Origin of the sequence: Streptomyces sp. NPDC047841, from assembly GCF_040704085.1 — a bacterium.
GTDB lineage: Bacteria > Actinomycetota > Actinomycetes > Streptomycetales > Streptomycetaceae > Streptomyces > Streptomyces argyrophylli.
The window spans coordinates 30498-55252 of sequence record NZ_JBEYRP010000038.1; the positions used below are offsets into that span (position 1 = coordinate 30498).

Consider the following 24755-nt stretch of genomic DNA (forward strand, 5'->3'; position numbering starts at 1 on the left):
GGTCGGTTTCAGTGTCAGGTGTCAGGTGTCAGATGTCGGGTGTCGGGGTCGGGTGTCAGTACACAGAGCGGAACACATATGCGTCTTCCGCGCAATACCGGCAACCTGGTACGTGCCGTCAGACCCAGGTGTCGAGCCACATCCTGCTGTGCCAGTCGGCGTACGGGATCGTCTGCCCGGTGTAGAGCGGGAAGAAGTAGACGAAGTTCCAGGCGATGAGCAGGACGAGCACACCCGCGGCCACCGCGCCCGCCGTGCGGCGTCCGCGGTCCGCGCCCGGCGGTCCGGCCAGGGCTCCCACCAGCATCGTCACGGCCAGGCACAGGTACGGCACGAGGATCACCGCGTAGAAGGAGAAGATCGTGCGGTCCTGGTAGAGGAACCAGGGCAGATAGCCGGCGCCCACCGCGCACAGGACGGCGCCGGCCCGCCAGTCGCGGCGCAGCGCCCATCGGTAGAGCAGGTACACGAGTGCGCAGCACGCCGACCACCACAGCAGCGGTGTGCCGAGGGCGAGGACCGTCTGCGAGCAGTCGGTCGCCGTGTGGCAGCCGTCGTGCCCGGGTTTCGGCGCCTCGTAGTGGAACAGCACGGGGCGGCCCAGGACCAGCCAGCTCCAGGGGTTGGACTCGTACGAGTGGGGGGAGTGCAGCCCCACGTTGAACTGGTAGACGCCGTACTCGTAGTGCCACCAGCTGCGCAGCGGGGCGGGAACCCATGACCAGGTGCCGCCGCGGCCGTCGGCCCAGTGGCGTCCGTAGCCCTTGCCGGACAGGAACCAGCCGGTCCAGGTCGCCAGGTACGTCATCGCGGCGACCGGGACCAGCGACAGGAACGACCGGCCGAGGTCCTTGCGCAGCACCGCCCGGTACGGGCGGCGGGCCCCGGCGACGCGGCGGGCACCGACGTCCCACAGCACGGTCAGGACCGCGAAGAACACCAGGACGTAGAGCCCGTTCCACTTGGTGGAGGCCGCAAGTCCCAGGAAGAGGCCGGCGGCGAGCCGCCAGGGGCGGACCCCGGTCCCGGCGCGGTCGCCGGTGCGCGCGTCCGGGCGCGCCCGGCCGTCCGCGCCGACGGGCAGCGCCGCCGCGAGCCGGGCCCGTGCGTGGTCCCGGTCGATCAGCAGGCAGCCGAACGCCGCCAGGACGAAGAACATCACCACGAGGTCCAGCAGCGCGGTACGGCTCATCACCAGGTGCAGGCCGTCCAGTGCCATCAGCGCGCCGGCCAGGCAGCCCAGCAGCGTCGAGCGGAACAGGCGGCGGCCTATCCGGCACAGCATGAGCACCGACAGGGTGCCGAGGGCCGCCGTCATGAACCGCCAGCCGAACGGGTTCAGGCCGAACGTCCACTCGCCGAGGGCGATCACCCACTTGCCCGTCGGCGGGTGGGCGACGAAGGCCCCGGTGTCGGAGAGCGGGACCGCCTGGGGGTGCGCGAGGATCTGCGGGTCGGTGATCTTGCGGTCCGGCCAGCTGCCCTCGTAGCCGAGCCGCAGCAGGGACCAGGCGTCCTTGGCGTAGTAGGTCTCGTCGAAGACGAGGCCCCGCGGCCGGCCGAGGCGCCAAAAACGGAGCGCTCCGGCGAGGACGGCGACGAGGACCGGCCCCAGCCAGTCCATCGCCTTCGCGACGCGGTAGGCACGTGCCGGATCGAGACGTGTGAGCTCCCACAGGCGGACCGCCGGCTTGGGGAAGGGCGGAACAAGACGCTGGCGGGTATCGGTGGCCGCGCCTGCCATGCCTCCGGGGGCACGCGTCGCGTTGTGTGGGTGCACTGCTGTCGCCTTGTTCCTTTGCGTGTCGCTTGCCACTGATGATGCCGCGCGGGTCGTGCGGGTTCCACGGTTTGCACGGGAACAAGGAACTCCAGGAAGTCTACAATTGTATACTTTTATGCCGGTGACACACATCTCCTGCCGTCACGCATGGAGTCCGAGGAGCTGGAGAACAGGCATGAACCTCAATCTGCCGCGCCCACGACAGGTGCCGGTAGAAGCCGGCTGACGTACTGCGCGTAGGCGCTGCACAGGTACGCCACCGCCGCCGCGATCTCGTCCGGCTCGCCGAACCGTTCCTGGTCGTTGGGGATGAGTGCCTCGACGGCGCCGGCCGGATCTCCTCCCAGGTCCGGCCCCGGCCGCGGGCGGGCCCGATCCCGGTGACGAGTTCCCTGGTGGCCTCGACCAGGATCGCTCCGGGTGACACCACGTTGGAGGTGACGCCGGTGCCCTTCAGCTCACGGGCCAGGGACACGGCGCGGTTGTGCCGGGCCGCCAGGGCGGCGTTGTGCCGCGGGTGGGTGTTCATCGGCTGGGAGGCGAGACCGCCGCCGATCGTCACCACCCGTCCCCAGCCGCGCTCCCGCATCGCCGGGACCAGGTGCTGGATCATCCGGACACCCGAGACGACATTGACGTTGCAGGTGGCTCGACACTCGTCGGGGCTCGTCAGCGGAGCGACGATCCGCGTGGACGGCGGGCTCATCCGGTCCGCGTTCTGAGCGCGAGCGGGCGGCAGGCCCGCCGAGGCGTTCCGGCCGGGACGCGGACCGTACGACGCCGGCCCCCGTCCTGAGCTGAACGCCGGCCTCCTGGCGCCGGTGCGCTACCCCTCCGTGCCGTCCGGGCCGGCGTTGGGCGGGGGCGTGGCGTCGGGCTCGCCGGTGACCGGGCGGAGCATGTCGGCGAGGATCTCCGTGAGGCGTTCGTTGTCGGCCGCCGCGAGCGCGGTGATGCCGACGACGCTGCGCAGCAGCCACGTACCGGCGACCAGCGCGAGTCCGAGCTGAGCGCGGACGTCCGCGTCGGAACCGCCGAGCAGCCCGGCGAGCCGCGCGCCCACGTGCGTCTCGACGCCGTCGCGGACGATGCTCGCCGCCTCCGGGTCCGATGCCGAGCGCAGCAACAGCAGGAACGGGTCGAGCCGCTCGGCGCCGGGCGTCGTGCGCTCGGCGAGCGTGCGGGCGAGGGAGTGCGCCAGACCGGCCAGTTCGTCGCCGACGATGGTCGGCGGGCCGAAGGCGCGGTCGACGGCCTGGGCGAACAGGCCCTCCTTGGAGCCGAAGTAGCGGTTGATCATCATCGCCGTGACACCCGCCCGCTCGGCGATCTGCCGCACCCCGGCCCGGGCGTAGCCGTGCTCGGTGAATTCGACGACCGCGGCCGCGAGGATCGCCTCGCGTGTCGCGGCGCCGTCGCGTTTACGGGCGGGAGGTGCGGCGCTCATGAGGACGAGCATACGGGGGGCCGCTCGACGGCCGACGTGCGCCTGGCCCCCGGACGGCGCGGCGGTGACCGCGGCGGCCCGGTGCTTTCCGCCGCCCATGCCGTGCGTGACCGCGACGACCGGCTCGGCGCGCCGCCTCCCGCCCGCCGAGCGGGATCGGTGAGCCGCGGGGCGGCGCCGTCCGAACCGGCGCCCGCGGCGTCGCCGTTCACCCTCCGTGACACCCGCGACGCGCCGACATGTGTGACCGTCCGACTGGCTAACATGCGCAGGCCATGTGTGCCGGGTGCCGCACAGCCCGGTCGTCGCCCACCCCTTCAGGAGATGCGCCCGTGAAGAGCCTGCCGCAGAACGAGGACACCCTGCTGATCCGCACCGACTTCTCCGACGAGGAGGCCTGGCGGAGGCTTTGCGCGGTGGTCACCACCCCCGACGAGGAGGACGGGTTCCTCGCGGCGCTGCACATCGTGGACGACCCCGCCTACCGCGACCTGACCACCGAGCAGATCGTGGCGCTCGCGCCCGCAGAGGACGACCTGCTGATCGTGGCGGACCGGCGGGCCCTGAGCGGATCGGAGCTGCCGCTGCTGGCCGTCCTGAAGGGCGAGGACGACGCACCGGAGCAGGGCTTCGACGAACTCCGGGTGATCGCCGCCGAGTTGCCGGCGATCGAGAACAACATATCCCTCGCCAACATGGACTGGGAGGAGTTCGTGGACGCCGCGGACGACGACGGCGTCTTCCGGGGATTCTGACCCCGCCGGGCAACCCGGAGGCCCTGCCGACCGGTTCTCCTGTCGGAACACCGTCCCCGTCCCTCGACCAAGGGACGGCAACAGGAGGGTTGCAGTGACAGGACACAGAACAGCGGCGCTGCTGCTGGGGGTCGGCACGCTGGCAGGGGTGGTCGTCGCCCCGGCCGACGCGGCGCCGACGACGCAAGCCGCCGACCGGCCGGGCGCAGCGGCCGCCGGGCCCGTCGAGAAGGTCACCCTCATCACGGGTGACACGGTCAGCTACCGGCGCACGGGCGGCACCGTCGAGATCGTCGGTACCGCTCCCGCCCCGCGGCGGCGTGAGGCGGCCTTCGCGCGCTTCACCGAGAACGGACACACCTATGTCGTACCGCAGGACGCCTGGGGCGCGCTGACACGGGGCGAGGTGGACCGCGCCCTGTTCGACATCACGGGGCTCGCGGCCCAGCGGCTCGACGACGGGCACACCGGCCGTATCGGCGTGCTCGTCACCGGCAGGCCGGGCAGCGCGCCGAAGACCGCGACGCCGTCCACCGCCGAGGTCACCCGTACCCTGCCGCGGCTGGGCATACGGGCGCTGTCCACGCGCAAGTCGGACGCGACGGCGCTGTGGGCGGCCCTGACCGGGGAGAAGGGCGGTGCCGGCGCCCGCCGGGCCGCTCCCGCGCACGGCACCAAGATCTGGCTGGACGGGGTCGTACGCCCCACCCTGGACGTGAGCGTGCCGCTGGTCGGGGCGCCTTCGGCCTGGAAGCACGGGTACAAGGGCGACGGCGTGAAGGTCGCCGTCCTCGACACGGGCATCGCCACCGGGCACCCCGATCTGAAGGGGAAGGTCGACGCGGCGAAGAACTTCACCGACGCGGCCGGGACCGGGGACCACGTGGGCCACGGCACCCATGTGGCGTCCACCATCACCGGCAACGGCGCGGCGTCCGGCGGCCGTTACCGGGGTGTGGCCCCGGGCGCGCGGTTGCTGAACGGCAAGGTCCTGGACGACTCGGGCCGGGGCAGCGACTCGCAGGTCCTCGCCGGCATGGAGTGGGCGGTCCAGCAGGGCGCCAAGGTGATCAACATGAGCCTGGGCGGCGAGTTCCCCAGTGACGGCACCGACGTGCTGTCCTCCGCGGTGAACGAGCTGTCGGCGTCGTCGGGGGCGCTGTTCGTGGTGGCCGCCGGCAACTCCGGCACGCAGGAGAGCGTGTCGTCACCCGGCGCCGCGGACGCGGCGCTGACCGTGGCGAGCACCACCAAGCGGGACACCCTCAGCTCCTTCTCCAGCCGGGGCCCCCGCATCGGCGACTTCGGGCTGAAGCCGGAGATCTCGGCGCCCGGCGAGGACATCACCGCGGCCCGTGCCCCCGGCGCGTTCCCGAACGCACCCGGTGACAGCCACTACGTGACGCTGTCGGGCACGTCGATGGCCACCCCGCACGTCGCGGGCGCCGCGGCGATCCTCGCGGGCGAACACCCCGACTGGACCGGCCGGCAGATCAAGGCCGCGCTCACGGGGTCGGCGAAGGTGCTGAAGGGCATCGACGTGTTCGGCAACGGCGCGGGCCGCCTCGACGTCGCGCGCGCCGCCGCGCAGCCCGTGCGCGCGCTGACCCCGTCGCTGGGCCTGGGACGTCTGTCCTGGCCCCACGACCCGGCGAAGCCGGCCACCGGGAAGGTCACGTACGCCAACGACGGCGACACCCCGGTCACGCTGGCCCTGAGCCTGTCGGTGACCAGCACGGGTGGCGCGCCCGCCCCGGAGGGTCTGTTCTCGGCCCCGTCGTCGCTCACCGTTCCGGCGCACGGCACCGCGTCCGCCACCGTCCGGGTCCTGGCCGGCTCCGGCTCCGTCGGCTCCTGGGAGGGCCGGCTGACGGCGTCCGCGGGAGACACCCGTGTGGTGACCCCGGTGGCCGCCGACGTCCTCGACCGCACCGGCACGATGACGCTCCGGGTGCTCGACCGGTCCGGGCAGCCGATGGACGCGTCCGGCATCTTGACGGTGCTGCAGAACGACGCCACCGGCTCCGTGTACTTCCCCGTGGGCGACGAGGGGTCCGGCACGGGTGACGCCGGCTCGGTCACCGCGGAGGTCCCTGTCGGGACGTACCGCCTGCTGGGCGTCGGACTGACGGACGAGTCGCCGGGTGTGTCGACGACCTACTTCGCGCGGGACGGACTGCGCGTCGACGGCGAGCGGACCGTCACCCTCGACACACGTGCGGCCCGGCCGGTGACGGCCGAGCTGAACGACCCCGCCGCCCGTCCCGAGATCTACACCGCCAACGTCACTCTCCGCTCCGTGGTGGCCGGCACCGCACAGACCAGCGACTTCTCCGTGGTCAGCAACTACCCGCACCGCTATGTGCAGTCCACCGAGGCCATCCCCGGGACGACCCTCTCCTACAGCGCGGCCTGGGCCCCGCCGCACAACCGGGTGACGACGGTGGGCGAGGACCCGTACGAGGCCGGCGACGTGGAGGACCCCCGGCCCGAGGGCTACGAGGGGGACGTCACCGCACGGCTGGTGGACATCGGCGAGGAGACGGACCCCGACCGGATCGGCGACGTCGGCGGCAAGGTCGTCCTCATCGCCCCGGACGTCCGCGGCGAGCCCGTCGAGCCGCCCACGGCCGAGCAGTTCGCCCCGCTGGTCAAGGCCCTGCGGGACAGGGGCGCCGCCCTGGTGCTCACGTACGACGACCTCGGGGACACCGGGGCGCTGCCGGTGCTCTACCTCATCCGCCCCGAGGACATCCAGGGCCTGCGGGACCGGGCGGCGGCCGGGCAGGACCGGGTCCATGTGCAGGGCCGGCCCGTCTCCCCGACGTCGTACGCCCTGTACGGCTCGGTGGGCACGGCGCTTCCGCACGGGCAGGCCTGGCACTTCGACCGCGCCGCGCTGGCCCGGGTGGACGCCGTCTACCGCAACCCGGCCGGGGGGCGGCACGTCTCCGGCCAGGCGCTGACCTTCACGGACCCGGCGACCGGTCTGACGGACACGGCGATGTCCGCGCCGACGTTCCCGCAGAAGCGCGTGGAGTACTTCACCCCGGGGGTCTTCTGGGGCGCCGATACGTCCGTCGGGCTGACCGCCGACTGGACGTCCGGGACGAGCGAGGTGACCGCACCGACCCGCTACCGGGCCGGGCAGCGCACCTCGATCGCGTGGGGCACGGCCCCCTTCGCCCCCAGGCTGCCCCAGGTGGTGCGCGCCGGGTCGGACGGCGAACCGCTGCCCACGGCGTACCGGCAGGGGAACCGGCTGGTGACCCGCATCCCCGTGTTCGGCGCCGCCGACCCGCGCCATCTCGTGCTTCCCGAGACGGACTACGAGGGCGCGGTGCAGGAACACGGCACGACCCAGCTGTTCCGGGGCACCACGAAGGTCGGCGCCAACGGCACACCGGGGGTGGGGGCCTTCGACCTGCCCGCGGCTCCCGGCACCTACCGGCTGGTCGTCACGGGCACCCGCCCGTCCGCCCTGTCCCCGAAGGTGCGCTCGGAGTGGACCTTCAGCACCGGCCGCACCGACACCGCCGTCCGCACCCCGCTGGACCTGCTGGACCTGGGCTTCGTCCTGCCGCTCGACCGGAACGACACCGCGCGGGCCGGCAGGAGGCTCACCGGGTCGGTGACGGTACGCCACCAGCCGGGCGCGTCCGGCACCTCCCCGGTCCGCGAGGTCACCGTCGACGTGTCCTACGACGACGGCAAGAGCTGGCGGCGGGCCGTGGCCAAGGCTGCCGGTGACGACCGCTGGTCGCTGGTGATACCGGCGGGCGGACACCCGGGCGGCCACGTCACCCTGCGGGCGAACGCCGTGGACCGGGCGGGCGACCGGATACGGCAGACCGTGACGCGGGCCTACGGCCTGCGCTGAGCGGACGCGGGTCGCGCTGGGCGCGCGGAGCGACGTGTGCGCCCAGCGCGAAGGGTGCCCGTCCCCCGTCGGGGGCGGGCACCCTTCTGTTCTCCGGAACGGCCGGGACGCCTACGGAGTGCGGAAGCTCCCCTTCTGGTTGGGTGTGCCCGCGCACGTCCACCGTTGCGGGTGCGCGCCGTTGGCGGTCCCGTCGTCCTTGGCGTCGACGCACTTGTCGCCGGACGACCCCGCCAGGGTTCACCGGTTCACCGGACCCGGACCACCTCCAGGCGGCTCGGTCCTCCGCGCGGGCACGCACAACGGGGCGCACGCGAACCCGCCGACCGCGCAAGCGCGCCAGCCGCGCCAGCGCCGTGCCAGCCGTGCCAGCCGTGCCAGCCGTGCCAGCCGTGCCGCCGAACACGCGGAACGAACCCGTCAGGGGTCACCGGCCCTGGACCTACCTCCAGGCGGCTCGACCCTCCGCGCGGGCGGGCACAAGGGGGCGCACGCCAACTCGCCGACCACGCCAGCCGTGCCAACGAACGCACGGAACGACCCCGTCAGGGTTCACCGGACGCGGATTACCTCAGGGCGGCTCGGTCCTCCGCTCGGGCACGCACAACGGGGCGCACGCGAACCCGCCGACCGCGCCGACCGCGCCAGCCGTGCCAGCCGTGCCAGCCGTGCCAGCCGTGCCGGCGAACACGCGGAGCGACCCCGTCAGGGGTCACCGGACGCGGACCACCTCCAGGCGGCTCGGTCCTCCGTCCCCGCCGCGCAGGGTGATGTCGAACAACAGCCGTCCCGCACCAGGGCGCAGCGTCGTCTCGTCTCCCGGCCCCACCACCTGCCGCGGACCTTCCTCGCGCTCGCCCGGCCGCGGGCCCGCCAGGTACGACACGTACACCCTGGCGCGGCCCGGGTTGCGGACCGTCACCTGCGAGGTCGGCCGGCACCGCGCACCGTCGTGGTGCCGGTCGGCGCAGACGTACCGCAGGTCGCCGAAGCCGTACGTCCCACAGGACAGCTCCATGCCGCGCGGGAGCGCCGACCGGCACACCCGGCCCGCGGTCACACGGTCGGCGGCCACGTCACCGGCGTGGTGCGGGGGCTCGCCGGTCCGGCCGGCGAACCAGAACCCGGCCGCGGCCAGCACCAGCACGACGGCCCACGTACCCACCGCGGGCCACCAGGCGTTCTCCCGGCGTGCGGACTTCATCGGACGCCACCCTCCCCGTGTCACACCGGCTCGGTGGCACGTCGAACGGACCGGCACGGTGTGCCGCCTTCCCGCCCCCGAGACATCTGTCTCAGTCTAGGCACACGCACGGGTTACCCCGGTGTGAAGAAGTGGTGGCGAGGCACAGAAGCGGTGCGGGGGCCGTGGTGCGACGGAGTAGCGTGCGGCCGGTCCACTTCACACGTATCCCGATCGAACCCTGGAATTTATGAACCACTCCTCAGCGGAAACATCAGCGGAAACGCAGACCGATTCCTTCACGCCGGGCGGCCGGCGCCGGCACCGGAGGACGAGGCAGTGCGGCGCGGGTCTCCGGCGTACCGTCGTGCTGGCGTTGGCGGTGCCGGTCGCCTCGGCCGCGCTGGCCGGTCCCTCGGCCTTCGCCGCCGGCAACGGCACCACGGCGCCGGGCAGCGGCACGTCCGGCCGCGCGGACCTGGCCGGCCCCGCCGACCAGCAGATGGCCGCCAACCTGGACACCCGCGTGCTCGACCAGCGACTGGGCTCCGACGTGAGCGGCGTGGTCCTGGACGCGGACTCCGACGAGACCCTGTGGGACCACGACGGCGCCACCGCGCTGATGCCGGCCTCCAACGTCAAGCTGGCCACGTCGACCGCCGCCCTGACCGTGCTGGGCCCCGAGCACCGGTTCACCACCAAGGTCGTCTACGGCCACGGCACCCTCACCCTCGTCGGCGGCGGTGACCGCACCCTCAGCAGTGCCGACCTCGCGGAACTCGCGAAGACCGCGGTCGCCGGGCTGAAGAAGGCGGGCCTGACCACGGTGAAGGTCGCCGTGGACGACAGCCTGTTCCCCGCACCGACCCTCGCGGACGGCTGGAACGACGGCTACTACCCGGACACCGTCGCCCCGGTCCGCGCCCTCGTGGTCGACGGCCGCGGTGTCCAGGACACCTCCATCGACGCGGGGCAGACCTTCGCCGGGCTGCTCGCCCAGGACGGTGTCACCGTCGACGGCGAGGTCACACGCGGCACGGCGCACCGCGGCGACGTACCGGTCGCACGCCACCGGTCGGCCCCGCTGTCGGACATCGTCAAGAAGATGCTCAAGACGAGCGACAACGACATCGCCGAGACCCTGCTGCGGATGACCGCCCTGGGCGCGGGACACCCCGCCACCTTCGAGGGGGGCACCGAGGTCGTGCGCCAGGTGCTCAGCCACCGCTACGGCGTCTCCCTCGACAACTTCGTCATCCACGACGGCAGCGGCCTGTCCCGCACCGACCGCATCCCGGCGGCCACCCTCGCGCAGATCCTCGAACTGCTCACGGAGCCCCGCTACGCGCACACCCTGGGCTCCATCCTGGACGGCCTGCCGGTCGCCGGGGAGGCGGGCTCCACCCTCGGCCCGGAGTGGGGCCGGTTCGACGACCCGAACTCCCGCTGCGCGGTCGGCAAGGTGCGGGCGAAGACCGGCACCCTCACCGGGGCCATCGCCCTGAGCGGTCTGACCCGGACCGACGACGGCGAGTGGCGGGTCTTCTCCTTCATCGAGAACGGCTCCACGGCCGCTCCGAACGACATCAAGGACGCGATGGACGGTCTGGCCGCGACCGTGAACGGCTGCTGGGCCTGAGGTTGTCGGCGAGGTGAGCGGGTGCCAGGCACCAGGCGCCGCCCGGCCGTGAGGCCCGGGTGGCGTTCGTGTGCGCGGCGGCGTTCGTGTGTGCGCGGCGGCGTCCGCGCCACCGGTGCGGCCGGCCGCGCCGTCCGGCGCGCCGGTTCGAGTCTCCGCGCGCACACCGGTATGAGTCACATGTCACACCTCCCGGGCGTGAACCGGAGCGGCGGCGGATCCGCTCCATGTGTGGCAGGGCCGGACCGCGCCGCAGACCGGTCGGGCATCCCCCGCGACACTGCCACCCACGCTCCGGCTCCGCTGGAAAGGAACCCATGCAGCCTCCACACACGTCCCGGTCGGCGGGGGATCTCCCCAGGAGAGTCCCCGGCAGCGCCAGACCCGTCAGTCCCGGCTCCGGGCCCGGCCAGGACGGCACCGCGGCCGGCGGTGCGGAGCGGTCCGCACCGGACGGCGGTGACCGGGCGCCCGACGCCGCCGGGAACGGCACCCCCCTGCCCCGGCTCGCCCAGATCTCCTCGCTGGGATCGCGCGGGAACGCCGGCCGCGCCGGCGGGACGTCGTCCCGGGCGGCCGACGACACGGCGGGCGGCTCCGCCGGGGACGAACCCGGCGACGCCTTCGCACGCCGCGCCGACACGGACGGCGGTGCCGCCCCGGACCCGGTCGTCTCCCTCGGACCGGCCCGGCGGGGCGCGGGCCCCAGGACCCGGCGCGAGGGGCTGCGCGGCGCCCTCGGTGTCGTGGGCGTCGTCGGGCTGCTGGCGGCGGGCGGTGTCCTGCTGACCCTGGGCCTGGTCAACGGTCACGGCGACGGCAAGCGCGACGGGGCTTCGGTGACCGTCGACTCCCGTGGTCGCGGCACGGACGTCAGCGACGCGTTCGGCGGTGTGCCGGCGCCCCCGGTGAAGGCGTCCGCGACCGGCCCCGGCGAGACGGCCGGCGCTTCCCGGGAGCCCGCGTCCGCCTCGCCCGGCAGCAGTGCGCCGGGCAAGGACCCGGCGTCCCCCGTACGGCGCCCCACCACCACGGCGAAGGCCACGAACGGGACCGGGACGCCCGCTCCGGCCGCGGCACCCGGGGTGAACGTGTTCAGTCACGCCTCGCAGCGCTGCATAGCCGTCGTGGGCGGCAAGGCCGTGCCGGGCGCGGGCCTGATGATCTGGGACTGCTCGGAATCCACCGCGCAGCACTGGACGTTCACCGGCGGGACCATGCGGGCGCTCGGCATGTGCGTGCAGCTCGCGAACGGCTCGACCGCCGACGGGACGGACCTCGAACTCGCCCCCTGCGACGGGAGCCCGGCGCAGCGGTTCACGCTGAACTTCCGGCACGACCTGGTCAGCACCCTCGCCGACAAGTGCACCGACGTCCGGGACAACGCCACGGACAACGGCACCCGGCTCCAGCTGTGGTCCTGCTCCGGCAGCCCCAACCAGAAGTGGTCCACGTCCTGAGCACCACGGGCGGGCAGCCATCATGGAAGGCATGAACACCTGCCCACGGCCTGGTGCGCGCACCCTGTGGTCCAGCGCGGACCTCGGCACCTCCGACGCGTTCGCGTACTGGGCCGACGTCATCTGTGACACGTTCGTCGGGGTGGCGGTGCGCCCCGGGCCGGACGCGGCCTTCGAGGGGCGGATCGAGCACTGCGTCCTGGACGGGATCGGTTTCGCCGAGCTGACCGCGGGCCCCCAGCAGGTGGTCCGGACACCCCGGCTGATCGGACGCGACCACGAGGACGTCCTCCTCGCCAACATCCAGCTGCGCGGCCGGGGCAGGCTGGAGCAGAACGGGCGGGTGGCCCTGCTCGCGCCGGGGACGATGGCCTTCGTCGACAGCACCCGTCCCTACGCGCTGGACTTCGACGACGACTTCTCCCAGCTGGTGGTCAAGGTGCCCGGATCCCGGCTGGCGCACCGCGCGCCGGCCGGGGCGACCGGCGTCGGGCTGGGCGCTTCGGGCCCCGGCCGGGTCATCGCGGACTTCCTCGTCGGCCTCCACCGTCTTCAGGGCCAGGATGCCGGGGCGGCGGCCGCACTGCTGCCGCACGCCGTCGACCTGCTGGACACCGGTCTGGCCTGGGCCGCGGGCAGCGTGCCGCCGGAGGCGTCCGCCACGGCGCTGACGCGCGAACGGATCCACCGGTTCGTGCGCCGGCACGCCGCGGACCCCCGTCTCGACGCCGCCGGGGTGGCCGCGGGCTGCGGAATCTCCCGGCGCACGATGTACCGCGCCCTGGCCGCGTACGGCGAATCGCTCACGGAGCTGATCCGCCGGCTCCGGGTGTCACACGCCCAGCGGCTGGTGCGGTCGTACCCCGAACGCCCTCTCGCCGCGGTGGCCCACGCGTGCGGCTTCGGCGGCGACGCGCAGCTGCACCGGGCGTTCCGGGCGGTCACGGGCATGACGCCCGGCGCCTACCGTGCCGGGCGGCCGGGCGCGCAGTGACGGTCCCCTTGGTGCCCTCAATAGCCGTCCTCAGCCGTCCTCGGATCGGCGCGGGGGCATGAGCTCCCGGACGGTCTCGACGAACTGGGGCGGCGCCGGCGGCATGGGAGCCTTGACGAGCTGCTTCAGGCCGACGTCGTAGCGTTGTCCCCACTGCGGGTCGATGACGTGGTAGCCGTCCTGGCGGAGCTGGTCGACGTTGCGCTGGACGGCGGGCTTGAGCCACATCTCGCCGGTCATCACCGGGAAGAACACCACGGGGAAGTCGGCGGCGGCGATCGTCGCGGTCAGCATGTTCGGCACGGCGCCCGTGGCGGTGGCGGAGAGCATGTTGGCGGTGGCCGGCAGGACGGCCATCATGTCGTGCTCCGCCGCCAGGGTCGCCTGGTTCTCGTGGGCCCAGCCGTCCGGCGCGGCTCCCGTGACCACCCGGTCCGCGAACAGGCCGACGGTGTGCGGCGGGAGGAACGTGGCGGCGGTGTGCGTCATCAGGACGGTGACGGTCCCGGTGAACGTGGTGCGCAGCGCGTTGATGTACATCGGGAGCATGGCGATCGCGGCGGAGCCGGTCGCGCCGATGAGCAGGCGTCCACCGAAGACGGACGGGTCGTTACTGGTCATGCCCCCACGATGCTCCGCCACACGGGACGGAATATGACAGCATGTGCCACCGCGGCTGACCATCCGTGCCGACGTCATTCCGAGCCTGGCCCCGTCGCGTCGGCCAGCCGGTCGAGCCACTCACGCAGCAGACTCAGCTCGGCGGGACCGAGCGCAACGGTGTCCTCGCGGTCGAGCGCGGCCAGCAGCACCCTGGCACTGAGTGACCCATGCCGGACGGAGTGTGACCGCTGCCGGGCGACGTGTGACCGCGGCCGCCTCGCGTCTCAGCCGACGGCGTCCGGCGCGTCGGCCAGCCGGTTCAGCCACTCACGCAGCAGACTCAGCTCGGCGGGGCCGAGCGCCACGGTGTCCTCCCGGTCGAGGGCGGCGAGCAGCGCTATGGCACGGCTGGCGACGGCGGCACGGGGAACGCCGTCGTCGCCGGCGCCGTGCCGCGCGGGCGGAAGCGTGAGGGTGTTGATCACCATCTCGCGTGCCGTGTCGGCGGTCCGCGGGTCGCGGGCGTCCTCGGGCAGGCTCATCAGGGTGAGGATCGTGCCCACGCCGGCGGAGTGCATGACCTCGGTGGCGCGTTCGACGCTCATCCGCAGCCGTCCCGCCGCGGCCACTCGGGTGATCATGTGTCGCAGGGCGGCGGCGGCCCGCCGTCCGGCCTGCGGGATGTGGCCGGGGCGGACCTGGCCGTAGACGAGCGAGTAGTAGGCGGCGTGCTCGAGTCCGAAGCGGATGTGCAAGTCCCACGCGTCGCGCAGCGCCTGCACGGGGTCGTCGTCGGTGAGCAGTTCGGCCTTCACTTCGAGGTAGCGCCGGAAACCGTGCTCCGCGACCTCCTCGAGCAGCCCCTCCTTGTCCCCGAAGATCCGGAAGATCGACGGGGTCGGCACGCCGGCGCGGGCGGCGACGGCACGGGTCGACACCGCGTCCAGGCCGCCCTCCTCCAGGAGCCGGGCGGCGGCCAGGACGATCTTCTGCCGCAGTGTCGGTCCTGCCTGCTCCGGTGCCGTCTCCGTGGTCATGGATCGACGATATCAGTGTGGCGAATCACCGATACCCTCTCCTCGCTCGACGAAGACGCACAGCCCGCTCCCGCTGAAACATGTGTGTTCATGTGTGACCCAGTCCGAGGTGACAGGTATCGTCCCGGGAGACACACATGCGCGAGGAGGAGAACGATGCCCGCCACCCCCACAGCCGACACGCCCGGCACCGACGTCGGTGTCCTGATGCCCGTGGTCGTGCACTTCGACGACCTGGACCCGATGGGCCTGCTGCACAACGGCCACTACCAGGTGCTGGTCGAGCGGGCGTGGGGGTGGTTCTGGCGGGACAAGGGGATCGGCGGCAGGAGCGGCCTGGACGGCGACGGCTTCAACGTCGCCAAGCACTTCGACATCACCTACGACCAGCCCGTTGCGGGGATCGGTGAGTACGCCGTACACCTGTGGATGGAGCGGCTGGGCACCACCTCCGCCACCGCGGGCTACCGGGTGTGCTCGGCCGACGGGACGACGACGTACGCACACGGCAGTCGCACCGTCGTCCGCCTCGACAGCACCACCTTCCAGCCCACTGCCTGGTCGGAGCGGGTCCGGGAGATCGCCCGGACCATCGGCCTGCCGGACGAACAGGTCTGAGGCGCGGCTCCGCGCGGACGAACAGGAGGACGGCGTGCCCGTACTGAGCGGAAAAGGGACCATCGTCACCGGCGGGTCCAACGGGATCGGCCGGGCGGTGGTCGAACGCCTCGTCGCGGACGGGGCGCGCGTGGCGTTCTCCTGCCTCTCCGGCACCGAGCGCGCCGCCGAGGTGGAACGCGCGGCGGAGGCGAACGGCGGCGCGGCGAAGGGGTTCCGCGTCGATCTGGCGGAGCCCGAGGCCGTACGGCGGTTCCTGAGCGGGGCGCGGGAGTGGCTGGGCGGCCTCGACATCCTGGTCAACAACGCGGGGTCCGCGCTGCCCGCGTCGATCGCGGACGTCACCGAGGAGGACTACGACCGGATCATGGCCGTCAACGCGAAGGCCGTGTTCCTCGCCCTCCAGGAGGCGGCCCGGCACATGCGCGACGGCGGCCGGATCATCAGCGTGTCCACGATCAACACCCGGATGACGGTCCCGGGCGCCTCCGTGTACGTGGGCAGCAAGGGTGCCGTCGAACAGTTCACGGCGGTCGCGGCGCGGGAACTCGGGCCGCGCGGCATCACCGCCAACACGGTCTCCCCCGGTTTCACGGACACGGATCTGCTGCGGTCCGTGAACGCCGAGGAGACCCTGCGGCAGGCCGCCCAGCTGTCGCCGTTCGGCAGACTGGGCGACCCGGCCGACATCGCCGACGTCGTCGCCTTCCTCGTCGGCCCGGAGTCGCGGTGGGTCAGCGGCCAGAACCTCCACGTCAACGGCGGAGTGACCCGGCTCGTGGTGTGACCCGGCCCGTCGTGTAAACCCGGCCCGTCGTGTGAACCCGGCCCGCGGTGCGACCGGCGTCCGGTGTGACCCGGCGTCGTACGGCCCGGCGCGTGCCGCCGGGCCGCACCGCTCCGGTACAAGTCCGGCCGGCCCGGGCCGGGCCGGCCGCTCGCGTCAGCCCAGGCTCAGCAGCCCGGCGACGGTGACGTGCAGGGTACGGCCCAGCCGCTCGGCGAAGTCCACCTTCGTACCGGCGAGTTCCGGGTCCTCCTGGGCCTCGGCGACAGCCGGTGAGGGGTGGGCGAAGGGCCAGAGCCCGGCCGTGCACACGACGGTCAGGGAGACCAGTTCGCGAGCGGCGGCCGGGGTCAGCGCGGTGATGTGCCGCCGCAGCAGATCCGCCAGCGTACCCAGCAGCCGGACATGGGCGAGCTTGAAGGCCCGCGCGGACTCGGCGGAGATGTTCCGTTCGAGTTCGGAACCCAGCGCGCTCAGCAGGTCGCACAGCAGGGACCGGCGGGCCAGGGACCGGGCCAGGGCACCCGTCACGGTCTGCGGCGAGGCGGCACCGGCGGGCGGCAGGTCGGCGGGCAGTTCCTCGATCCACTCGGTGAGGGACCGGTTGAGCAGTTCGAAGAACACCGCCTCCCGCGTCTCGAAGTACCGCACCACGTTGGTCTTCGACAGCCCCACCCGCCGGCTCAGCTCCCGCAGGCTGATCTCGCTGACCGGCATCTCCGTCAGGAGCTGTGTCGCGGCTTCGAGGATGGCCTGCTTGCGGACCTCACGCTGCTCGGCGCTGCGCGCGCGCTGGAAGTCCGTCGGCCGGTCGTCTGTCATCGTCGCTTCCCCAGGGGATTCCTCCGCGGCCCGCACCCGGTGCCGCCCGCCGCAACCCTACGCTTCGCCGGGACGGCCCCGAGGACGGCCCCGACGAGGTGTGAGGGCCTGCTCGCCGCACGGCAACCGTCATACGGACTCGCTCACCTGGCGCCACTCGGCGTCCTGGGCGGCCAGCCGGCCGGCCATGTCCTGCGCGACGGCCACGGCGTCCTTGCCGAGCAGCAGGCGCAGCGGCGGCTCCTCGGCCTCCGTGATGTCCAGCAGGACCTGGGCGATGCGGACCGGGTCGCCCGGCTGCTTGCCGTCCTGCCCGCGGATGGCCGCGACGGCGCCGCCGACGACGTGCTCGTAGGGTGCGCTGACGGGCGGGGTGTCCATGGAGGAGCCGGCCCAGTCGGTGCGCATGCCGCCCGGCTCGGCGACGGTCACCTTGATGCCGAGGGGGGCCACTTCCTTGGCCAGGACCTCGGAGAAGCCGCCGACCGCCCACTTGGCCGCCTGGTAGGCGCCCAGGCCCGGGACGCCCACGCGTCCGCCGACGGAGGAGATCTGGATGATGTGCCCGGAGCCCTGCTCGCGCAGGACCGGCAGGGCGGCCCGGGTGACGTTGACGACGCCGAAGAGGTTGGCGTCGATCTGGGCGCGGAAGGCCTCGTCGGACATGTCCTCGATGGCGGCCATGTCGGCGTAGCCGGCGTTGTTCACCACCACGTCCAGACCGCCGAACGCCTCGACGGCCGCCTGCACGGCCCGCCGCGCGGCGGCGGCGTCGGTCACGTCCAGGGTGACCAGGCGGACCCGGTCGCCGTACTTCTCGGCGAGGGCGCCGAGCGCCTCGGTACGCCGCGCGGTGGCCACCACGTGGTGCCCGGCTTCCAGGACGGACTCGGCGAGGGTACGGCCCAGTCCGCGGGAGCTTCCGGTGATCAGCCAGGTCTTGCTCATGGTCGTTGCCTCGGTTTCTGTGCGGGCGGCGCTGTGCGGCCCGGTGGCTGGGGGGTACTGCGGCCTCATAAGAGGCCAGTGGAACTTTACCGCGCTCCACGATAAGGGCCAGCGGCCTCTTGTCGAGTCCGGCGCCCGGAAGCGAGGAACGCCACACGCACGCCACGCTCCCGCGGGCCGGCGAGTGTCGTCCGGGCTTCAACCAGCCGTGGTGAGGGTTTCGCCAAGGAGTGTGTGGTGTTTCACTTCGGCCGACGAATGTGCCGGGGTCACCGGACACCGCACACACTCAGGAGGGGATCGCATGTGCCAGAGCGGAACATGTGAACATGGTCCGAGCCCGGCCGCGGAGAGCACGGCCGGCATGGGCCGCAGGGGCCTGCTCATGGCGGGCGGGGTACTCGGCGCGGCCGGCGCGCTGACCCTCGCGCCCGTCCGCTTCGCGGAGGCCGGCGAGGCCGCACCGGCGGGCGTGCCCGCCGACGGCACGGAGGTGACGCGCACCATCACCGGCCATCTCGCCACGGGCGCCGCCGACTTCGTCCACCTGCCGGTGGAGGTGCCCCGGGGCGTCAACCAGATCGCCGTGTCTTACACGTACGACAAGCCGTCCGTGCCGAGCGGCACGCCGGGCAACGCGTGCGACATCGGCCTCTTCGACGAGCGCGGCACCGCACTCGGCGGCAAGGGCTTCCGCGGCTGGTCCGGCGGCGCCCGCACCTCCTTCGTCGTCAACAGCGAAGCGGCGACCCCGGGTTACCTGCCCGGCCCGGTCAACCCCGGCACCTGGCACGTCGTCCTCGGCCCCTACCAGGTGGCCCCGCAGGGCATGGACTACTCGGTGACCGTCACCCTGCGCTACGGCCCCGCGGGCGCCCCCTTCAAGCCGAACTACCCGAGCGAGCGCGCCAAGGGCCGCGGCCGGGCCTGGTACCGCGGCGACTGCCACCTGCACACCGTGCACTCCGACGGCAAGCGCCTGCCGTCCGAGGTCGCCGCCGGCGCGCGCGAGGCCGGCCTGGACTTCATCGTCTCCACGGACCACAACACCTCCTCCGCGCACGCGGTCTGGGGCGAGTACGCCGGCCCCGACCTGCTGATCGTCAACGGCGAGGAGATCACCACCCGCAACGGCCACTGGCTGGCGCTCGGCCTGGACAACGGCTCGTGGATCGACTGGCGCTACCGCTCGCGCGACGACGCGTTCCCGCGCTTCGCCCGCCAGGTGCGCCGCCAGGGCGGCCTGGTCGTCCCGGCGCACCCCTACTGCCCGTACGTGGCGTGCCAATGGAAGTTCGGCTACGAGGACGCCGACGCCGTGGAGGTGTGGAACGGCCCCTGGACCTACGACGACGAGTCCGCCGTCGACACCTGGGACGCGATGCTCGGCACGGCGATGCGCACCGGCGAGGACTGGCTGCCCGCCATGGCCAACAGCGACGCGCACAGCGTGCCGCAGGTCATCGGCCTGCCGCAGACGGTCGTGTACGCCGACGACCTGAGCCGGCCGGCGATCCTGGAGGGCATCCGCGGGGGCCGCAGCTACGTCGCCGAGTCCTCGGCCGTCACCGTCGCCTTCACCGCGACCGGCGGCGGCCGTCAGGCCGGCATCGGCGAGACGCTCCGGGTGGCCGCCGACACGCCCGTCGACGTGCGCCTGGAGGTGTCGGGGGTGCCGAACGGCACGGTGCGGTTCATCACCGACGAGGGCCAGCTGCACCAGGAGTCGCTGGGCGCCTCCGGCACCGGCACGGTCGTCTGGCGCACCACCGCCTCGCTCGCCGCGTACGTGCGCGCCGAGGTACGCCACCCGAAGGCGGACGGCACCCCCGGCAAGGGCAACACCATGGGCCCGGACCTCCAGTGGGGCGCGATGGCGGCGCTGACCAACCCGATCGTCCTGCGCATCCGGGACTGAGGGGCCACGCCGGCCGGCCGTCGGGGTGTCCTGCGGCGACGGGCATCCCCGGCAGCGGCCGCGGCACGGGCGCCGCGGGCGCCGCGTCCTCGACGCGCCGCGCGGAGCCGGCTTCGGGTCTCCGGCGGGCGAGCGCCTCGGACACGGCGGGCAACGCGGCGACCTGGACCGTGGCACGCGCCGGCGGCCTGCGCCGAGGGCCCGCCACCGGACGGCCGGTCCGCGCGCCGCCACCCGCCGAGCGTGCCCTTCGCCGCCGGGCGCGGCCCGTCACCGGGTGGCCGGCCCGGTCGCCGCCACCCACCGCCGCACGCTCGCGATCAGCGAACCGCCGGCTGCGAGCGCGGCGTCGAGACCCTGCTCGGAGCCGGTGCCGGCCTTCTGGTGCAGTACGACGCCCAGCACCAGCCGCTGGTGCCCGTCGCGGTCCGGCGCGGTGGCCGCCCACATCAGGTTGCCGCCCGCCGGGGTGCTGGACCCGGTCTTGACGCCGATCACCCCGCCCTCGCCCACCAGGGTGTTGGTGTTGCGTACCGTGCCGGACACCCCGGGCACCCGGGCCTCCCGCTCGGCGACGACGGACCGGAACACCGGGTCGCGCATCACCTGCCGGGCCAGCTTCAGCTGGTCCTCGGAGGTGCTGACCGTCGTCGGGGCGATGCCACTGGGGTCGGTGTACGTGGTGTTCGTCATGCCCAGACCGCGGGCGGCGCGGTTCATCTTCCCGACGAACGCCTCCTCCGAACCGGCGTCCCAACGGGCCAGCATCCGGGCGACGTTACCGGCGGAGGGAAGCAGCATCAGTTCCAGCACCTGCCGTTCGCTCAGCCGGCGTCCCGCCTCGACCGCCACCGTCGACTCCGCGCCCAGGCTGGACTCCTGGGCGGCCCGCGCGTCGACGGTGAGGACGGCGCCGCTGCCGCCGGGAGGGACTGGATGGTCGCGCAGGATGACGTACGCGGTCATCACCTTGGTCACGCTGGCCAGCGGAACGGGCTTCTGAGCGCCCCGGGAGCCGAGTTCGCCCCGGGAGCCCAGGCCCTCGACGTGGATGCTGGTCTGTCCCTCCGCCGGCCAGGAAAGGGACGTCGGCGACCCGGGGACCGCCGGACCGCCACCGCCGGGGTGTACGACGGTGCCGAGCACCACCAGGGCGGTCAGCGCGCCGGCACCGGCGGCACCGGAGACGAACAGGCGCGACCGGAGCGGGCGCCGCCGCCAGGGCGTGCGTCGCCGGCCGGTGGACGGCGACACCTGGTCGGGGCACAGCTCGGACTCGCCGGGAACGGTGGCCGGGCACATGGGAACGCACCTCCTGCGGGCAGGTGCGTGACGTCCACGCACCCCGGTCACCTTGCGGGGCAGGTGTGTCCGCGCGGCGGCGGCCGGCGCGCCGGCACCGCTCGGCTGTGCATCCGTCGTGTATCGGGGCCCGGTTACGGCGGTGTGGTCAGGGCGCGGCGGGCAGCCGGAGCACGGCCACCGCCCCGCCGCCGGGGGAGTTGGCCAGCTCCAGCCGGGCTCCGATGACCCGTGCCTGGCCCAGCGCGATGGTCAGGCCCAGGCCGTGGCCGTGGCCGCGCTCGGCCGCCCCGGTGCGGAACCGCTGCGGTCCGTGGGCCAGCAGGTGGGCGGGAAAACCGGGGCCGTGGTCGCGTACGGTGACCGTCGTGCCCGTCACCTCGACCTCGACCGGCGCGCGGCCGTGCCGGTGCGCGTTGGTGACCAGGTTGGCGACGATCCTGTCCAGCCGGCGCGGATCGGTGTCGGCCCACGGCTCCCCGTGCGCCGTGAACCGTGCCGCGAGGCCGGTGCGGGCCAGCGAGTCGCGGATCACGGCGGCCAGCGGCACCCGGCGCGGATCGGCCGTCTCGGCACCCGCGTCGAGCCGGGAGATCTCCAGCAGCTCCTCGACGAGGTTCCGCAGCACCGCCACCCGGTCCCGGACCAGATCGGTGGCCTCGCCCTCGGGCAGCAGGCCGCTCGCGGTGACCAGCCCCATCAGCGGGGTGCGCAGTTCGTGGGCGACGTCGGCGGTGAACCGCTGCTCGGCGAGCAGGCGTTCGTGCAGGCTGTCGGCCATCGCGTCGACGGTGGCGGAGATGGCGCCGATCTCGTCCCCGCCGCCGGCCCCGGTGCGCGCGGACAGGTCGCCGTCCGAGATGCGGCGCGCGGTCTTCGCGACCCGTCGCAGTCTGCGGTGGGGCAGCTCGGCGGCGAGCGCCGACACCGGCACCACGATCCCGAGCATCAGCAGCGAGTACTTCCACATGTGCCGGTCCAGCGCCTGTCGGGTGAGCAGATCGGGGGTCATGTCCGCGTACACGGCGAAGGGCTCACCCCGGTAGCTGGTCGCCGCGTACATCCGGGGGGCCTGGGGATCGCCGTCGTACCAGGTGACGGGGTTGTGGACCGGGTCCTTCCGTTCGTGGAGCCGGCGCAGCAGTTCCTCGGGCACGGTCGCGGGGTCCAGCTCGTCGCCCGGTTCGAGCGTCCCCTCGCGCGCGTAGCGCTCCACCGAGTGGGACAGGGCGGTCACCGCCTTGGCGGCGCCGTCGTTCATGGAGCGGTCCAGGGTGCTGCGGTGGACGAGCAGTCCGACGGTGAGCGCGACGGCGCAGCAGGCCACGGCCACCAGCAGGGCGATCTTCCAGCGCAGCGAACGCCAGTTGAGCAGGGAGCGGACGGTGTGCACGTCAGGTCCGCCGCAGCTTGTAGCCGAAGCCGCGTACGGTCTCGATCCGGTCGGCGCCGATCTTCTTCCGCAGCCGCTGCACGCACAGGTCGACCACCCGGGTGTCGCCCTCCCAGCCGTAGTCCCACACGGTGCGAAGGAGCGTCTGCCGGTCGAGGACGATGCCGGGGCTGGCGGCGAACTCCAGCAGCAGCCGCAGCTCGGTGGGGGCCAGCGCGACCGGCTCACCGCCCCGTGTCACCTCCAGCCCCGCCGTGTCGACGGCCAGGTCACCGAAGACCAGCACGGTGTCCTTCCGCGCGGCCTCGACGGGCGAGGCGCCGGCCGCGACGAAGGTGGCACGGCGCAGCAGCGAGCGGATCCGCGCCACCAGTACGGCGGTGTCCACGGGTTTGACCACGTAGTCGTCGGCGCCGGCCTCCAGACCCGAGACCACGTCCAGGGCGTCGCCGCGCGCGGACATCATCAGCACGGGCGTCGTGCTGGTCTCCCGGACACGCCGGCACAGTCCGACACCGTCCAGGTGCGGCAGCATCACGTCCAGCAGCAGCACGTCGTGCCCGCCCTCCCGGAACCGCTCCAGTCCGGTCAGCCCGTCCCCGGCCGTGGTGACCTGGTAGCCGTAGCGCTCCAGGGCGAGCGCGACGGATCTGCGGATCACCTCGTCGTCCTCGACGAGCAGGATCGAGACGGGGACCGGGCGGCCTTCCGGTGCCGGTGCGGCGGACATGTCTTCCCCTCCGGACGCGGGTGCGGGAAACACCATCATGCCGTCCGGGGTACGGCGACGAGTGGCGGGGGCGGGCATGGACGGCCTCCGGCGCGGACGCCCCCGCGCACCGGGTCCGCACCCGCGCACACGTGTCGAGTGAACTCCGGGCCCGCCCGGGGACGTGTCAGGCACAGGATGTCAGGCGCGGGAACCGCGCAGCGACACGGCACCGCGGAGAGGGACATGACCGATACCGCCCGAGGAAGCAGCACCGGAGTCGCGGGGGTGGGCGTGACCGCCTTACTGGTCGCCGCGGCCCGCGCGATCGAGACCTCCCGGCCCGACGCACCGGCGCGGGACGAGTACGCGGAGCACTTCGTCCGCGCGGCGCCCGGCTGCGCCGACTGGCCGCGCCGGTTCGACGAGGTGCCGGACGGCGACGCCGATCCGCTGTGGGGACGGCTGGCCCGGTTCTTCGGACTGCGCACCCGCGTCTTCGACGGCTTCCTGCTCAGCGCCGCGGCCGGCGGCTGCCGGCAGGCGGTCGTGCTGGGCGCCGGTCTGGACACCCGCGCCCACCGGCTGCCGTGGCCCGACGGCAGCACGGTCTTCGAGATCGACCAGGAGGAGGTGCTCGCCTTCAAGCAGTCCGTCCTGGACACGCTCGGGGCCGTGCCGCGGGCCACCCGCGTCACCCTCGCCGCCGACCTGCGCGAGGACTGGACCCACGCCCTGATCACGGCCGGTTTCGATCCGACGCGCCCGACGGCCTGGCTCGCCGAGGGGCTGGTGCCGTATCTGCCGCCGGCCGCGGAACAGGAACTCCTCGCGACCGTCAACGCGCACAGCGCACCGGGCAGTGCGCTCGGCTACGAGGTCAAACGCGGGGTGGACCCGGCCGGGCAACGCGACTACCCCGTCTACGCGGCGGTCCGGGAGCGGCTCGGCATCGACCTGCTCGCCCTGTTCAGCACCGAACCCCGCCCGGACTCCGTCGCCGATCTCGAGGCGCGGGGCTGGGACACGGCCGTACACACGCCGTTCGACTTCGCGGGCCGCCACGGCGTCGCCCTGCGGCCGGCGCCGGACGACGCGCTGGCCGCCAATCGCTGGATCCTGGCCGTCCGCTCCTGACGGCCTCGCACGGGTGACGATGTCATGCGGGGCAACACGTATGACGGGCACTCCCGAGCGGACGGAAAGGGGGGCAGATTCTTTCCCGGGCAGGGACTTGTCTCTTCCGTGCGGGGGCGGGGTGGCGGAGTGTGGGTGTGTGCCCGGAAAGGGTGCGGCTCCCTGTCGGGGGGCCGCTGCCGGGTGTGTCACCCACCTCAACGAGTCTCCACAGGAGTGCCCTCATGGCCAGGACCACCGTCAGCTTCGACAGCGCCGGTATCGAGATCGCCGCCCACCTCTACCTCCCCGACACCCCGGCCGGCGCTCCGCTGCCGGCACTGGTGGTCGGTCACCCGGG

General features: G+C 73.5%; 20 protein-coding genes and 1 pseudogene. 10 read left to right on the forward strand and 11 right to left on the reverse strand.

All coding sequences use genetic code 11. The features are described from left to right. Positions 1-118: 118 nt before the first annotated feature. The 3 genes from AB0947_RS38230 to AB0947_RS38240 all read right to left on the reverse strand — a co-directional run bounded on the left by AB0947_RS38230 (position 119) and on the right by AB0947_RS38240 (position 3230). Positions 119-1744, reverse strand: coding sequence for a phospholipid carrier-dependent glycosyltransferase (locus tag AB0947_RS38230; protein ID WP_366754992.1), 1626 nt, complete (start codon positions 1742-1744; stop codon positions 119-121). 136 nt (positions 1745-1880) lie between these two features. Further along, positions 1881-2489 (reverse strand): SDR family NAD(P)-dependent oxidoreductase, encoded by a 609-nt coding sequence (locus tag AB0947_RS38235; protein ID WP_366754993.1) that lies wholly within the window; start codon positions 2487-2489, stop codon positions 1881-1883. A 120-nt stretch (positions 2490-2609) separates the two neighbouring features. After that, positions 2610-3230, reverse strand: a complete 621-nt coding sequence (locus AB0947_RS38240) for a TetR family transcriptional regulator (protein WP_366754994.1) — start codon at positions 3228-3230, stop codon at positions 2610-2612. 332 nt (positions 3231-3562) lie between these two features. Between AB0947_RS38240 and AB0947_RS38245 the strand changes: the two genes are divergently transcribed. Together AB0947_RS38245 and AB0947_RS38250 are read left to right on the forward strand one after the other, a co-directional pair. After that, positions 3563-3985, forward strand: a complete 423-nt coding sequence (locus AB0947_RS38245; protein ID WP_366754995.1) for a hypothetical protein — start codon at positions 3563-3565, stop codon at positions 3983-3985. Positions 3986-4079: 94 nt separating this feature from the next. Next, the gene (locus AB0947_RS38250) at positions 4080-7865 is read left to right on the forward strand and encodes a S8 family serine peptidase (protein ID WP_366754996.1); all 3786 of its coding nucleotides are present in this window, start codon (positions 4080-4082) and stop codon (positions 7863-7865) included. 712 nt (positions 7866-8577) lie between these two features. Here AB0947_RS38250 and AB0947_RS38255 read toward each other — a convergent pair. Further along, positions 8578-9069 (reverse strand): hypothetical protein, encoded by a 492-nt coding sequence (locus AB0947_RS38255; protein ID WP_366754997.1) that lies wholly within the window; start codon positions 9067-9069, stop codon positions 8578-8580. Between the two features lie 229 nt (positions 9070-9298). Between AB0947_RS38255 and dacB the strand changes: the two genes are divergently transcribed. The 3 genes from dacB to AB0947_RS38270 all read left to right on the forward strand — a co-directional run bounded on the left by dacB (position 9299) and on the right by AB0947_RS38270 (position 13141). Further along, complete coding sequence (gene dacB, locus AB0947_RS38260; protein ID WP_366754998.1) at positions 9299-10687, forward strand: D-alanyl-D-alanine carboxypeptidase/D-alanyl-D-alanine-endopeptidase; 1389 nt, start codon at positions 9299-9301, stop codon at positions 10685-10687. A gap of 317 nt (positions 10688-11004) precedes the next feature. Beyond that, positions 11005-12147 carry a ricin-type beta-trefoil lectin domain protein gene (locus AB0947_RS38265; RefSeq protein ID WP_366754999.1) on the forward strand — a complete coding sequence of 381 codons (1143 nt, stop codon included), beginning with the start codon at positions 11005-11007 and terminating at the stop codon, positions 12145-12147. Positions 12148-12178: 31 nt separating this feature from the next. Then, a complete protein-coding gene (locus AB0947_RS38270; protein ID WP_366755000.1) occupies positions 12179-13141 on the forward strand; it encodes an AraC family transcriptional regulator in 963 nt (320 codons plus the stop codon). A gap of 30 nt (positions 13142-13171) precedes the next feature. Here the strand turns inward: AB0947_RS38270 and AB0947_RS38275 are convergent, their stop codons facing one another. Further along, the gene (locus AB0947_RS38275; protein WP_366755001.1) at positions 13172-13762 is read right to left on the reverse strand and encodes a flavoprotein; all 591 of its coding nucleotides are present in this window, start codon (positions 13760-13762) and stop codon (positions 13172-13174) included. 266 nt (positions 13763-14028) lie between these two features. Beyond that, the gene (locus AB0947_RS38280; RefSeq protein ID WP_366755002.1) at positions 14029-14781 is read right to left on the reverse strand and encodes a TetR/AcrR family transcriptional regulator; all 753 of its coding nucleotides are present in this window, start codon (positions 14779-14781) and stop codon (positions 14029-14031) included. Positions 14782-14937: 156 nt separating this feature from the next. On the opposite strand from AB0947_RS38280, the gene AB0947_RS38285 reads away from it, so the two are divergent. Continuing rightward, positions 14938-15399: a hotdog domain-containing protein gene (locus AB0947_RS38285; RefSeq protein WP_366755003.1), complete on the forward strand. Its 462-nt coding sequence runs from the start codon at positions 14938-14940 to the stop codon at positions 15397-15399. A gap of 34 nt (positions 15400-15433) precedes the next feature. After that, entirely contained in the window at positions 15434-16186 is a 753-nt protein-coding gene (locus AB0947_RS38290; RefSeq protein ID WP_366755004.1) for an SDR family oxidoreductase, read from the forward strand. Between the two features lie 156 nt (positions 16187-16342). On the opposite strand, the gene AB0947_RS38295 is transcribed toward AB0947_RS38290, so the two are convergent. Both AB0947_RS38295 and AB0947_RS38300 read right to left on the reverse strand, forming a co-directional pair. After that, positions 16343-17008 (reverse strand): TetR family transcriptional regulator, encoded by a 666-nt coding sequence (locus AB0947_RS38295; protein WP_366755005.1) that lies wholly within the window; start codon positions 17006-17008, stop codon positions 16343-16345. Positions 17009-17137: 129 nt separating this feature from the next. Then, entirely contained in the window at positions 17138-17956 is an 819-nt protein-coding gene (locus tag AB0947_RS38300; RefSeq protein ID WP_366755006.1) for an oxidoreductase, read from the reverse strand. A gap of 364 nt (positions 17957-18320) precedes the next feature. Here AB0947_RS38300 and AB0947_RS38305 point away from each other — a divergent pair, with 364 nt between their 5' ends. Then, entirely contained in the window at positions 18321-19874 is a 1554-nt protein-coding gene (locus AB0947_RS38305; protein WP_366755007.1) for a CehA/McbA family metallohydrolase, read from the forward strand. A 270-nt stretch (positions 19875-20144) separates the two neighbouring features. Here the strand turns inward: AB0947_RS38305 and AB0947_RS38310 are convergent, their stop codons facing one another. The 3 genes from AB0947_RS38310 to cseB form a co-directional block, all read right to left on the reverse strand. Next, on the reverse strand, positions 20145-21176 hold the full coding sequence (locus AB0947_RS38310) for a D-alanyl-D-alanine carboxypeptidase (RefSeq protein ID WP_366755008.1): 1032 nt from the start codon (positions 21174-21176) through the stop codon (positions 20145-20147). A 148-nt stretch (positions 21177-21324) separates the two neighbouring features. Beyond that, the gene (locus AB0947_RS38315; RefSeq protein ID WP_366755009.1) at positions 21325-22569 is read right to left on the reverse strand and encodes a HAMP domain-containing sensor histidine kinase; all 1245 of its coding nucleotides are present in this window, start codon (positions 22567-22569) and stop codon (positions 21325-21327) included. A gap of 1 nt (position 22570) precedes the next feature. Continuing rightward, positions 22571-23299 carry a two-component system response regulator CseB gene (cseB, locus tag AB0947_RS38320; protein WP_366755010.1) on the reverse strand — a complete coding sequence of 243 codons (729 nt, stop codon included), beginning with the start codon at positions 23297-23299 and terminating at the stop codon, positions 22571-22573. A gap of 225 nt (positions 23300-23524) precedes the next feature. Here cseB and AB0947_RS38325 point away from each other — a divergent pair, with 225 nt between their 5' ends. Both AB0947_RS38325 and AB0947_RS38330 read left to right on the forward strand, forming a co-directional pair. Continuing rightward, positions 23525-24415 carry a class I SAM-dependent methyltransferase gene (locus AB0947_RS38325; protein WP_366755011.1) on the forward strand — a complete coding sequence of 297 codons (891 nt, stop codon included), beginning with the start codon at positions 23525-23527 and terminating at the stop codon, positions 24413-24415. 224 nt (positions 24416-24639) lie between these two features. After that, positions 24640-24755: pseudogene (locus AB0947_RS38330) on the forward strand (alpha/beta hydrolase); the annotation flags it as partial.

Bases quoted from the DNA above. Each gene is read 5' to 3' on its own strand.
- AB0947_RS38255 (WP_366754997.1), bottom strand. From the start codon at position 9,069: ATGAAGTCCGCACGCCGGGAGAACGCCTGGTGGCCCGCGGTGGGTACG.
- AB0947_RS38300 (WP_366755006.1), bottom strand. From the start codon at position 17,956: ATGAGCAAGACCTGGCTGATCACCGGAAGCTCCCGCGGACTGGGCCGT.
- dacB (WP_366754998.1), top strand. From the start codon at position 9,299: ATGAACCACTCCTCAGCGGAAACATCAGCGGAAACGCAGACCGATTCC.
- AB0947_RS38230 (WP_366754992.1), bottom strand. From the start codon at position 1,744: ATGGCAGGCGCGGCCACCGATACCCGCCAGCGTCTTGTTCCGCCCTTC.
- AB0947_RS38280 (WP_366755002.1), bottom strand. From the start codon at position 14,781: ATGACCACGGAGACGGCACCGGAGCAGGCAGGACCGACACTGCGGCAG.
- AB0947_RS38270 (WP_366755000.1), top strand. From the start codon at position 12,179: ATGAACACCTGCCCACGGCCTGGTGCGCGCACCCTGTGGTCCAGCGCG.
- AB0947_RS38285 (WP_366755003.1), top strand. From the start codon at position 14,938: ATGCCCGCCACCCCCACAGCCGACACGCCCGGCACCGACGTCGGTGTC.
- AB0947_RS38305 (WP_366755007.1), top strand. From the start codon at position 18,321: ATGGGCCGCAGGGGCCTGCTCATGGCGGGCGGGGTACTCGGCGCGGCC.
- AB0947_RS38325 (WP_366755011.1), top strand. From the start codon at position 23,525: ATGACCGATACCGCCCGAGGAAGCAGCACCGGAGTCGCGGGGGTGGGC.
- AB0947_RS38240 (WP_366754994.1), bottom strand. From the start codon at position 3,230: ATGAGCGCCGCACCTCCCGCCCGTAAACGCGACGGCGCCGCGACACGC.
- AB0947_RS38265 (WP_366754999.1), top strand. From the start codon at position 11,005: ATGCAGCCTCCACACACGTCCCGGTCGGCGGGGGATCTCCCCAGGAGA.
- AB0947_RS38310 (WP_366755008.1), bottom strand. From the start codon at position 21,176: ATGTGCCCGGCCACCGTTCCCGGCGAGTCCGAGCTGTGCCCCGACCAG.
- AB0947_RS38295 (WP_366755005.1), bottom strand. From the start codon at position 17,008: ATGACAGACGACCGGCCGACGGACTTCCAGCGCGCGCGCAGCGCCGAG.
- AB0947_RS38235 (WP_366754993.1), bottom strand. From the start codon at position 2,489: ATGAGCCCGCCGTCCACGCGGATCGTCGCTCCGCTGACGAGCCCCGAC.
- AB0947_RS38275 (WP_366755001.1), bottom strand. From the start codon at position 13,762: ATGACCAGTAACGACCCGTCCGTCTTCGGTGGACGCCTGCTCATCGGC.
- cseB (WP_366755010.1), bottom strand. From the start codon at position 23,299: ATGTCCGCCGCACCGGCACCGGAAGGCCGCCCGGTCCCCGTCTCGATC.